General features: G+C 74.2%; 2 protein-coding genes. Both read right to left on the bottom strand.

What is annotated here, in order from left to right:
- Window positions 1–64: 64 nt before the first annotated feature.
- On the bottom strand, window positions 65–1,372 hold the full coding sequence (locus ACFYY6_RS31790) for an MFS transporter (RefSeq protein ID WP_389196850.1): 1,308 nt from the start codon (window positions 1,370–1,372) through the stop codon (window positions 65–67).
- Between the two features lie 5 nt (window positions 1,373–1,377).
- Entirely contained in the window at window positions 1,378–12,576 is an 11,199-nt protein-coding gene (locus ACFYY6_RS31785; RefSeq protein WP_389196896.1) for an amino acid adenylation domain-containing protein, read from the bottom strand.
- Window positions 12,577–12,594 lie beyond the last annotated feature (18 nt).

The following is a 12,594-nucleotide window of genomic DNA, read 5'->3' as shown; positions in this document are numbered from 1 at the left end:
GCGGGCAGTGCTCGGGCCGCAGCGCGATCGTGCTGAGCCGGCCCATACTGCGGCTATAGGGCGGTTATCCCGGCTGCTGGGACGGGTCGGAGCCGGGCGTCCCCGACGGGCCGGGGGTGTCTTGCGGTGCGTCCGGGCGGCGTGCGCCCCGTACCGCGGGGATGAGGGCCGCGGCCACGACGGTCGCGAGCATGACGGCGGCGACCGCGAGCACCGTCCTGGTCGACCCGACGGCGCTGAGCGCGAAGCCGCCCGCCAGGGCGCCCAGGGAGCCGGCCCCGGAGCTGAGCAGTCCGGCGACGGCGCCGACCCTGCCCTGCATGCCGTCCGGGGTGACGCTCACCTGGTAGACGCCCGCCATCACGTTGAGGATCGCCCCGGCGAAGGAGGTGCCCGCGAACAACGCGGCGAGCAGGAGCACATGGGAGGTCAGGGCGACGAGCGGCATGAGCGCCGCCCAGACCGCGAAGATCGTGATCATCACGGTGCCGGGGTTCAGCCGCCGGACGAACCGCGAGCCGGTGAGGGCCCCCGCGATGCCGCCGATGCCGGACACCAGCCCGATGACGCCGACGGTGGCGGGTGATCCGCCGTTCTGCTTGATGATGAGGACGAGGGCCAGCGAGAGCGCCTGGAAGAGGATGTTGGTGACCGCCACCAAGGAGATCGCGGCGCGCAGGAAGCGCTGTCCCCACAGCCAGCCGAAGCCCTCGGCGATCTCCGCCCGCAGCCGCCACGGCGTGTCCCGGGGGCGCTCGGCCTGGAACTCCTTGCGGATCATCAACAGCCCGACCAGGGCGATCAGATGGCTCGCGGCGGCGAAGAGGAACGGGGACCACCGGGCCACGCCGTACAGCGAGCTGCCCAGCGGCTGGCCGAGCAGGGAAGCCGCCCGGGCCCTCGCCTCGTTCTGGGCGAGCGCCGCGGACAGGTGGCTCTCGTCGACGACGTTGCGGACCGCCGCCCGTTCGGAGAGCCGGTAGAAGATCGCGGCGGTCCCCTCGACGAACGCCACGGTCAGCATGTGCGGCAGCCACAGCCTGCCCTGGGCCAGGGCCACCGCGACGCTGGCCATCGCCAGCAGTCCGGCGAGGTCGCAGACGATCATCGTGCGGCGGCGGTCGAGACGGTCCACGACGACCCCGGCCGGCAGTTGGACCAGCAGCATGGGCAGCAGTCCGGCGAAGCCCACCAGCCCGGCCTCGGTGGTCGAGCCGCCGTACCAGACCATGAGCAGCGGGAAGGCGACGGTGGCGGCCCGGTCGCCGAGCACGGAGACCCCCGCGCCCAGCCACAGCAGCAGGAAGTCGCGGTTCCGGCGCAGCGGCGGGGTGGCCCGGGGCGGGCCCGACGCGACGTCGGGCCCGCTCACGGCGCTCACGCGGTCCGGCCCGCGAACCGGCCGGGCTCCAGCAGCGCGACGCAGCGCCGGGCCACGTCCCCGCCCGCGTCCCCGTTGGTGAGGACCACGAAGCCGGTGCCCGCCCCCGCGCGGCACATGGCCAGGGCGTGGTAGCCGCCGCCCGCGCCGCCGTGGCCGAACTGGACGTCGTCACCGAGGTCGTCGACGACCGTGCCGAGGCCGTAACCGCTGTGCGGGTGCTGCGGTGTCAGCAGTTGCCGTGCGCTGTCCCGCTCCAGCAGGGCCAGTGGCCTGCCCAGGTGGGCGCGACGGATCTCCAGCAGCGCCTTCGCGACGTCGGTCGCCGTCGTCCAGAGACCGGCGGCGGCCGTGTCGGGCCACAGGCGCCAGCCGCCGGGCACCGGCCGGCCGTTCTCGTCGTGTCCCGACGCGGCCGGGCGGCCGGAGCGTTCGGGGAAGGACTGGTCGAAGCTGCTCGCGGACATGCCGAACGGGTCGAGGACGAGCCGTCGCATCAGGGCGTCGAAAGGTTCTCCGGTGGCGTCCTCCAGCACCTGCTGGACCACCGAGAAGTGGACGTTGGCCTTGCGGAAGACCGTGCCGGGGGCCAGTTCGGCGCGGACCGCCGGGTGGAGGTCCGGGTGCCTGCCGTGCAGCAGGCCGGGCAGGTCCGCCAGTGGCGCGCCGTGCGGCTGCCCCTCGCTCGGAGTGGGCGCGAGACCGGCCAGGTGGCCGAGCAGCTGCCGCAGCGAGATCACCGTGCCGTCCGGTGGGCTCCACCGCCGCAGTCGGCGGGCGACGTCCTCGTCGAGGTCCACCGCGCCCTGCTCCGCGAGGCGTACGGCGCCGATCGCGGTGATCAGCTTGCTGAGCGAGCCGACCTGGAACAGCGTGTCGCCGGTGACGGGTTCGTCCCCGCCCGCCGTGCGGACACCGTGGTGCTCGACGGCGACCAGTTCGCCGTCCGCGACGACCGCCAGACTCGCGCCGGGAACGTTCGCGGCCGAGAGCCTCTCCGACGCCCCGGACCGCGGCGGTCGCGACGTCCGCGGAGGCTCCGCGGACCGCTGTGCGACCGCCTCGTCGATCGCGGCGGCCACCGCCGCCACGCTGTCGTCGCGGTAGAGCATGAGAAGCGAGAGCGGCAGCCTCGCCCGACGGGCCTCGGCGATGACCCGGAAGGCCAGGACCGAGTGGCCGCCGAGGGCGAGGAAGCGGTCCGTGCGGCCGACCCGGCCGATGCCCAGCGCGTCCGCCCACACCCCGGCGAGCCACTGCTCGGTGGCGGTGGCCGGGGCCTCGTACTCCTGCCGGGCGAGGTCGGCGTCGTCCGGATCCGGCAGCCTGCGCCGGTCCAGCTTGCCGTTGGCGTCGAGCGGCAGGGACTCCAGGGTCGTGAAGGCGGACGGGATCATGTAGGCGGGCAGCGTCGGCGCCAGGGCGTCGCGCAGCGCGGCCGGGTCCGGCACGGCGTCGCCCACCAGGTGGGCGACCAGCCGCGCCTCCCCGCCGGCGCCCCGCCACAGCACCGCGCGGGCGTCGAAGACACCCGGCAGCGCGGTCAACGCGGCCTCGATCTCGCCGAGTTCGACGCGATGGCCGCGGACCTTGACCTGCCCGTCGCCCCGCCCGAGGAACTCGACGTTCCCGTCCTCGCGTACCCGGGTCAGATCACCGGTCCGGTACAGACGCGCCCCGGGGGCGCCGTACGGGTCGGGCACGAACCGCTCGGCGGTCAGGGCGGGCCTGCCCAGATAGCCGCGGGCGACGCCCGCCCCGCCGATGTACAGCTCTCCGACGACACCGTGCGGAACGGGCCGCATCAGCGCGTCGAGGACGTGGCCGGTCACCCGGGGCAGTGGCCGTCCGATCGGTACGGGGTCGGCCTCGGCCTCCGTGTCCACCGGGAACTCGTGGGTGACGACGGTGGCCTCGGTCGGCCCGTAGGAGTTGAGGACCCTTCCTCCGCCGGTCAGCGCCCGCGCCTGCCGCACGGCGCGCGGGGTGACCGTCTCGCCGCCGACCACCAGGGTGCGTGCCACGGGCGCCGCGTCCTCGCCCGCCCGGCCGTGGATCACGTCGAGGTGGCCGGGGGTGAGCTCCATGAAGTCGAACGGGCCGTGGCGGTCCAGCCAGGCGCCCAGTTCGTCCAGGTCCCGGCCGTGCGGGAAGATGTGGACCGGTGCTCCGCCCATCAGCGGGGTCAGCATGCTGGAGACGGACATGTCGAAGGCGGGCGAGGAGAACAGCGCGGAACCGCGGTCGCCGTCCGCCAGGTACTGCGTCAGGCCGTACGCCAGGAAGTTCGCCAGTCCGCCGTGCGTGATCTGCACGCCCTTGGGGCGGCCGGTGGAGCCGGAGGTGTAGATCACGTACGCGAGCGCGTCGCGGTCCGTGGTCCGGGCGGGCGCGGCCGTCCGCGTCGCCGCGGTCCCCTCGTGCGCCTCGTCGGGCCTGATACGCGGACCCTCGAACTCCCAGCTTCCGTCCTTCGCCGTCGAGTCGGTGACGACGGCCGCCGCCCCCGAGTCGGCCAGCATGTACGTCAGGCGGTCGGCCGGCAGGGACGGGTCCAGCGGCAGGTACGCGGCGCCTGCCTTCCAGCTGCCGAGCAGGGCGGCGACGAGGTCGACGCCCCGGCCCAGCAGCAGGCCCACCAGCGCTCCCTCGCCGACGCCGGCCGCGCGCAGCCGGTGTGCGATCCGGTTCGCCCGGTCGTCCAGCGCGGCGTACGAGACGGGGGCGCCGTCCACGATCACCGCGGGCGCGTCCGGGGTGCGGGCCACCCAGCGCCCGAACCGGTCCGGCGGGGTCCACCCGGGTTCTGCGCCGCTCTCGCCCGTCCCTTCGGCGAGCAGCCGCTCCAGCTCGCCGCCGGGCAGCAGGGCGGCCCGGGTGTCGCCGTCCGGGTCGGCCGCCATCGCCTCCAGCACCGCCCGGTACAGCGCGGCGAGACGTTCGCCGCCGGCCCGGCCCACGGCGTGGCCGTCGAGGTCCAGGACGAGATCGGTGTCGTGCGCGGTGACGGTGAAGGGGAACTCGTCGTGGCTGAACCCCGCGGCGGGCGCGCCGCGCAGGGCGGCGGGTCCGCCGCCCGGGGTGTCGAAGTCCTCGTAGCTGAAGTAGACGTCGAGGAGCCGGGAGCCGTTCGCGAACTCCTGCTGGATCGCGGGCATCGGGTAGTTGCGGTGCGGCCACGTCTCCAGTTCGCGTGCGAAGACCTGGCGCACCAGTCCGCGCCAGGTGGGTGCGGCGGGAGCGGCGGGGAACGGCAGAGTGTTGAGATGGGTGCCGTAGACCCGTTCGGCACCCGGGGCCTCCGGCCGGCAGTGGGTGACCAGGCCGGAGTGGAAGTACCGCTCGGGGGTGAGCCGGCCGAGCACGGTGAGGTGGGCGGCGAGCAGCACGCTCTTGAGCGGTGCCCCGGCGGCGGAGGCGAGTTCCCGCAGTCCCGGCCGCAGCGTCTCCAGGGGCACGGTGACCCGGTGGGTGCGGCGCGGGGTGGACGGGTCGTCGCCCCAGCCGTCGGGCAGGGTGAAGCGGGCGTGCCGTTCGACGACGCCCTGCCAGTACGCGCGGTCCTCGTCGGACCCCAGGGCCTGCAGTTCGGCCGCGACGGTGTCGGCGAACCGCACGCTCGGCGCCTCGTACGGCGAAAGGGCCCGGCCGTCGCGGAACGCGCGGTAGAGCTCCAGCAGTTCACCGCGGAACATCGCGAACGTCCAGCCGTCGACGATCAGGTGGGACTGGGTGACGGTGAGCTGCCAGCCGCCGCCGGCGAACCGGTGCACCACCAGGCGCAGCAGCGGGGCGGTGTCGTGCGGGAGAAGGGTGCGGCTCTCGGTGTCGATCAGTTCCCGTACGGTCCGGTCGCGCTCGTCCTCGTCGGCGCCGGTGAGGTCGACGACCCGCAGCGGCACCTCGGCCGTGGGGTGCACGCACTGGACGGGGACGGAGCATGTGCGGGTGTCCACCGAGGTGCGCAGCGCCTCGTGGCGGCGGATCAGCTCGGCCAGGGCCCGCCGGAACGGTTCGCGGGAGAAGGGTTCCTCGGGGCCGACGCGCATCGACGACACCCGGTGGTAGGCGTGCGGGCCGTCGGCGGCGAGCATCTCGACGAGCATGCCGGTCTGGGTGCGGGTGAGCGGGTAGGCGTCGGCCAGGTCCGCGGGGAGCAGGGCCCGGTCCGCGTCGCCGAGCAGGGCGAACGGCGCGACGGCGGTGGTCCGCGGGGTGGTGCCGGTCCGTCCGTCCGCCAGTTCGCACAGGGCGGCGACGGTCTGGTGCTCCAGCACCTCGCGGGCCGTGACGTCGACCCCGGCCGGGCGCATCGCGCCGGCGACGGCGACAGCCTTGACGGAGTCGCCGCCCAGGTCGAAGAAGCCGTCCCGGACACCGACCCGTTCCACCCCGAGCGCGTCGCGCCAGACGGCGGCGACCCGTTCCTCGGCGGGGGTGCGGGGCGCCTCGTAGGGGGGCCGGGCGTAGGCGGTGCGGCCGGGCGCGGGCAGGGCCCGCCGGTCGAGCTTGCCGTTGGGGGTGAGCGGGACGTGGTCGATGACCTGGTAGGCGGCCGGGACCATGTAGTCGGGCAGGGTGCGGCCGAGCAGCTCGCGCAGTTCGCCGGGTTCGGGGGCGGTGTCGCCGGACGGCACGAGGTAGCCGACGAGGCGCTTGTCGCCGGGGGTGTCCTCACGGGCGACGACGATCGCGTCCCGTACGCCGGGGTGGGCGGCGAGCGCGGCCTCGATCTCGCCGAGTTCGATGCGGTAGCCGCGGATCTTGACCTGGTGGTCGGCGCGGCCGATGAAGTCGAGGCTGCCGTCGGGCCTGCGGCGGGCCAGGTCCCCGGACCTGTACAGGCGGGCACCGGGCGGGCCGAACGGGTCGGGGACGAACCGCTCGGCGGTCAGGTCCGGCCGGCCCAGGTAGCCGCGGGCGACGCCGGGGCCGCCGACGTGGATCTCGCCGGGAACCCCTTCGGGGACGAGGTTCCCGTGCGGGTCGAGGAGGTGGACGGTGAGGTCGCTGAGCGGTCGGCCGACCGGGTTTCCGGCGCGCGGTTCCAGGTCGCGCCGGGTGATGCGGTGGTAGGTGGTGTGCACGGTGGTCTCGGTGATGCCGTACATGTTCACCAGGGCGACCCGGCCGAGGCCGAGGCGCTCGGTCCACGGCCGCAGTTCGCCGATCTCCAGCTTCTCCCCTGCGAAGATCACGGCGCGCAGGGACAGTCGCCGCACGCGCGGGTCGCCGTCGGCGGCCGCGGCCACCAGGGAGCGGAACGCGGAGGGTGTCTGGCTGAGGACCGTGACCTCGTGCTCGACGAGCAGGTCGAGGAAGTCGTCGGGCGAGCGGGTGGTGTCGCCTGGGACGACGACGAGCGTGCCACCGTGGAGCAGGGCGCCCCACATCTCGAACACGGAGACGTCGAAGGCGTAGGAGTGGGACATCGACCACACGTCGGCCTCGTCGAAGGCGTAGTGCTCCTGGGCGGTGGCCATGAGGCGGACGACGTTGGTGTGGGTGAGGGTGACGCCCTTGGGGCGGCCGGTGGACCCGGAGGTGTAGATGACGTAGACCGTGTTGTCGGGGACGGACAGCGGCTCGGGCTCGGTCGCGGGTTCGGCCGCCAGGGCGGCGCGGTCCCGGTCCAGGACGACGAGCGGGCCGTCGTGGGCGTCGCCGAGCAGCGGGAGCGTGCCGGAGTCGGCGACCAGCACCGCGGCCCCGGCGTCGGTCAGGACGTGGCGGAGTCGGTCGGCCGGGTTCGCGGGGTCGAGCGGCAGGTAGGCGGCACCCGACTTGAGGACGCCCAGCAGGGTGGGGACGAGGTCGGCGCCGCGCGGCAGGCAGACGCCGACGAGCCGCTCGGGTCCGGCGCCCAGCGCGCGCAGCCGGTGGGCCAGCCGGTTGGCGCGCGCGTCCAGCTCCGCGTACGTGAGCGAGGTGTCCCCGGCGACGACGGCGACGGCGTCCGGGGTCCTGGCGGCCTGCCGACGGAACAGCTCGTGGACGCAGTCCCGGACGGCGGCGCGGTCACCGGCCGTGGCTCCGGCCGCCGCGGTGGCCTGGTCGAGGAGGCGCGCGCTCTCGCCCGCGGGGAGGTGCACGCCGCGCGCGTCGCCGTCGGGGTCGGCCGCCATGGCCTCCAGCACGGCGCGGTACATGCCCGCGAGGCGTTCGGCGTGGGCCCGGGTCATGACGTCGTCGCGGGTGTTGACGTAGAGCCGGTGGCCGCGGTTGAAGACGGTGAGGTCGAACTCGTTGGTCGCGCTGGTCATGCGCGTCCCGTCGGCGACCCGGTCGGTGTCGACCTGGTGGAAGTCGATGTAGTTGAAGTAGACGTTGATGAGTCGTCCGCCGCCCCATTCGTGCTGCACGGCGGGCATCGGGTGGCGGCGGTGCGCCCACAGTTCGACCTCGCGGTCGAAGACCTGGGTGACCAGCTCGCGCCAGGTGCGGGCGGAGCGGTCGACGGCGAAGGGCAGGGTGTTGAGGTACATGCCCAGCACCCGGTCGGCGCCGACGGCCTCGGGGCGGGTGTCGACGACGAGTCCGGCGTGGTAGGCGGGCTCGCCGGTGATCTGGCCCAGCACCTTCATGTGCGCGGCGAGCAGGACGCTCTTCAGGGACACCCGGGCGGCGGCGGCCAGTTCCCCGAGCCGGTCGGCGAGGTCGTCGAACGGCACCTCGTGATAGAGGAGTTCGTCGGTCTCGCCGGCCCATTCGGCGGGCAGGGTCACGGGAGCGTGCTCGGAGGTGATCCGCCGCCAGTACGCCCGGTCGTCGGCGGACGCGAGGGAGTCCAGCTCGGCGGCGATCGAGTCGGCGAAGCGGATCGCGGGCCGGTCGTAGGGTTCGGGTTCGGTCCCGTCCCGCAGCGCCCGGTAGCAGTCGAGCAGTTCCACCAGGAGCTGGTGGTAGCTCCAGCCCTCGGTGATGGCGTGGGACTGGGTGAAGGTCACCCACCAGGCGTTGTCGCCCTCGTCGTGGGCGAGGATCCGGAACAGCGGTGCCCGCTCGACGTCGAAGGTCTCGGCCCGCTGCTCCCGCATGAGCGCGAAGCGGGCGGCGGTGAGTGCCTCCTCGTCGAGCCCGCGCACGTCGTGGACGCGGACGGGTATCTCGGCGGTGGCGTGCACCAGTTGCATCGGCACGGAGTAGCCGGTGAGGTGGCAGGAGGTGCGCAGCACCTCGTGCCGGTCGGCCAGGACGGCGGCCGCCGCCCGCAGCGCGTCGGGGTCCAGCGGCTTGTCGTCGGCGACGCGGAAGGTGTTGATGATGTGGTACGGGTTCCGGTCGCTGTCGATCATCTCGATGAGCATGCCGAGCTGGGTCCGGCCGAGCGGGTAGGCGTCCACGACGTCGGCCGGGAGTTCGGCCCGGTCCTCCTCGGAGATCAGCGCGAACGGTGCGGTGAGGGCACGGTCGGCGGAGGTCAGCGCGTCCCGGCCGGCGAGGAGTTCGCAGAGCCGCTCGACCGTGCGGGCCTCCAGGACGTCCCGTACGGCGATGTCGACGCCTTCCGCGCGCAGGGCGCCGACCAGGGCGACGGCGCGGATGGAGTCGCCGCCCAGGTCGAAGAAGCCGTCGCGGACGCCGACGCGGTCGACGTCGAGCGCCTGCCGCCAGACCTCGGCGATCCGCCGCTCCTGGTCGGTGCGCGGGGCCAGGTACGTGCCGCGGACGAAGGCGTCGTTGCCGGGTGCGGGCAGGGCCCGCTTGTCGACCTTGCCGTTGGGGGTCAGCGGGATGCCGTCCAGCCGGACGAACGCGGCGGGCACCATGTACTCGGGCAGGCTCCGGGCGAGCAGTTCGCGCAGGTCCTCCGGGGTGACGGTGTGCCCCTCCAGGACGGTGTGGTAGGCGACGAGGCGCTCCTCGCGGACGACCACGACCGCCTGGCGCACGGCGGGGTGGGCGGCGAACGCGGCCTCGATCTCGCCGAGTTCGACGCGGTGGCCGCGCACCTTCACCTGGTCGTCGACGCGGCCGAGGAAGTCCAGGCTGCGGTCGGGGCGCCAGACGGCCAGGTCGCCGGTGCGGTAGAGCCGGGCGCCGGGCGGTCCGTAGGGGTCGGGGACGAACCGCTCGGCGGTCAGCCCCGGCCGGCCGAGGTAGCCGCGCCCGACGCCCGCGCCGCCGACGTACAGCTCGCCCGGGACGCCGACGGGCACGGGGTGGAGCGCGGCGTCGAGGACGTAGAGCCGGGTGTTGCGGACGGGCTCGCCGATCGGTACGCGGCCCCGTCCGGCCTCCGGTCCGGCGAGGACGGCGTGGGTGACGTCGTCCGAGCACTCGGTGGGGCCGTAGGCGTTGACGAGCGGGACGTGCGGGTGGCGGGCGAGCCAGCGGGTGCACAGCTCCGGGGGCAGTACCTCGCCGGTGACCACGAGCCGTCGCAGGTACGGCAGTTCGGGAGCGGGCGCACCGGTGTCCCAGAAGTCCAGTGCGGTGCGCAGGAGGGACGGTACGACCTCCAGGACGGAGATCCGTTCGTCTGAGACACGGCCGAAGAGCTGCTCGGGGTCGAGCGCGGCCCCGCCGTCGACGACACGGACCCGGCCGCCGGTGACGAGGGCGGCCAGCATCTGCCACACCGAGATGTCGAAGGCGGGCGGGGCGTTGAGGACGAGGCTGTCGCCAGGGGCGAGCCCCAGGTCCTCGATCTTGGCGAGGAGGTGGTTGCCCATGCCGTCGCGGCGGACCATCGCGCCCTTGGGGCGGCCGGTCGAGCCGGAGGTGTAGATGACGTACGCGAGGTTGTCCTGCTCGGCGGTGGGCTCGGGGTCGTCGGCGGGGAGGTGGGCCCATGCCGTCTCGTCGTCCAGCAGGACGGTGGTGGTCTCGCCGGTACGGGACACGGCCTCCACCAGGTCGCGCCGGGTGAGGAGGTAGCGCGCGGCGGCGTCGTCGGCCATGAAGCCGAGGCGCTCGGCGGGGGCCTCGGGGTCGAGCGGCAGGTAGGCGCCGCCCGCCTTGAGGACGGCGAGGACGGAGAGGACCAGTTCGGGCGAGCGTTCCAGGCAGATGCCGACCAGGGTCTCGGGGCCCACGCCGAGTTCACGGAGCCGGTGGGCGAGCCGGTTGGCGCGGGCGTTGAGTTCCCCGTACGTGATCGTGGTGGTGTCGTCGACGACGGCGACGGCGTCCGGTGTCCGTGCGGCGAGGCGCTGGAACTCCTCCGGGACGCGGAGGTCGGCGGGATCTTCGGCGGTGGCGGTCAGCTCGTCGAGCAGCAGCCGTCGTTCGCCGTCGGGGAGCCGGGTGAGGCGGGCGTCCCCGTCGGCGTCGGAGGCCATGGCCTCCAGGACGGCCCGGTACATGGCGGCGAGCCGTTCGCCGTCGGCCCGGCCGAGCACATCGGTGCGGGTGGTCAGGTTCAGCCGGTCGCCGCGGCAGTGCAGGGTGATGTCGAACTCGGTCTGCGAGACCCCGAACCGGGCGTCGGCGCGGGCGTCGTCGCCGTCGGCACGCTCGTCGCGGGGCAGGTCGACGTAGTTGAAGGCGACGGTGACGAGCCGGCCGCCGTGCCAGTCGCGCTGCATGGCGGGGAAGGGGTAGCGGCGGTGCGGCCACAGGTCGGCCTCGCGGTCGAAGACCTGGGTGATCAGCTCGCGCCAGGTGCGGGCGGAGCGGTCGGCGGGGAAGGGCACGGTGTTGAGGTGCATGCCGTAGACCCGTTCGGCGCCGCGGATCTCGGGGCGGGCGTCGACGACGAGGCCGGTGTGGAAGGCGGGCGCCTCGGTCAGCTGCCCGAGGACCTTGACGTGCGCGGCGAGCAGGACGCTCTTGACGGAGACCCGCAGCCGCGTGGCGAGGGCCCGCAGGGAGTCCTCCAGGTCGTCGAGGGGCACCCTCAGGTCGTAGCTCTCCCCGGGGCCCTCCTCGCGGTCCCAGCCGTCGGGCAGGGTGAAGGGCGAGTGGGTGGCGACGACGGCGCGCCAGTAGTCCGCGTCGTCGGCGGAGCCGAGCGAGGCCAGTTCGGCCGCGATGTAGTCGGCGTAGCGGACGACGGGGGCATCGTAGGGTTCGGGCTCCAGGCCGTCGCGCAGCCGGCGGTAGGTGCCGATGAGTTCGGACAGCAGCCAGTTGTGGCTCCAGCCCTCGGTGATGGCATGCGGCCGGGCGATCGACAGCCACCAGCCGTCGTCGTCCGGGGCCTCGCCGGTGTAGGCGGTGACGCGGAGCAGTGGTGCGCCGGCGAGGTCGAAGTCGGCGTCGCGTTCGGCGCGCAGCAGCGCCATCAGTTCCGCGCCGGGCGCGCCGTCGGGCCCGTTGGCGGTGGTGGGTACGCGGTGGACGGTGACCGGCACGTCCGCGTCGGCGTGCACGAGCTGCATGGGCACGCCGTAGGAGTGCAGGTCGAAGGAGGTGCGCAGCATCTCGTGGCGGCCGACGACGATCCGGGCCGCCGTGCGCAGTGCATCGGGCGAGAACGGGTGCCGGTCGGAGATCCGGTAGGAGATGAAGCTGCGGTAGGCGTCGCCGCCGCCCAGCAGCTCCACGACCATGCCGGTCTGCACCTGCGACATCGGGTAGGCGTCGGCGAGGCCCTCGGGCAGCCGGGCCCGGTCCTCGTCGGAGATCAGCACGAACGGGGCGACGAGTGCGTCGTCGTCCTCGGTCAGTCCGGCGCGTCCGGCGAGGAGTTCGGCGAGCGCGGCGACGGTGCGACGGGCGAAGACGTCGCCGACCGAGATGTCGAGGCGCTCCTCGCGCAGGGCGCCGACGAGAGTGACGGCGCGGATGGAGTCGCCGCCGAGGTCGAAGAAGCCGTCGTGGACGCCGACCGGGTCCACGCCGAGGACGTCCCGCCAGACGGCGGCGATCCGTTCCTCGGTCGGGGTGCGGGGGGCGACGTAGGCGGAGCGGGCGAAGGCGTCGTGCCCGGGAGCGGGCAGGGCCCGCCGGTCCAGCTTGCCGTTCGCGGTGAGCGGGACGGCGCCCAGGGCGACGAAGGCCGCGGGCACCATGTAGGGGGGCAGGGTCTCGCCGCAGTGGGTGGCGAGTTCCACGCCGGTGGGCAGGTCGGTGCCCGGGGCGGCGACGCAGTACGCCACCAGTTGTTTGTCGCCGGGGGTGTCCTCGCGTGCGACGACGACCGCGTCCCGGACCCCCGGGTGGGCCGACAGGGCCGCCTCGATCTCCCCCAGCTCGATCCGATACCCCCGGACCTTCACCTGCTGATCGATCCGCCCCAGGAAATCCAGACTCCCATCCGCCCTCCT

It is taken from the genome of Streptomyces sp. NPDC001750 (assembly GCF_042892615.1).
Lineage (GTDB): Bacteria > Actinomycetota > Actinomycetes > Streptomycetales > Streptomycetaceae > Streptomyces.
The sequence above is the reverse complement of the archived record's forward strand: the minus strand, read 5'-3'. Positions and strand labels throughout refer to the sequence as shown.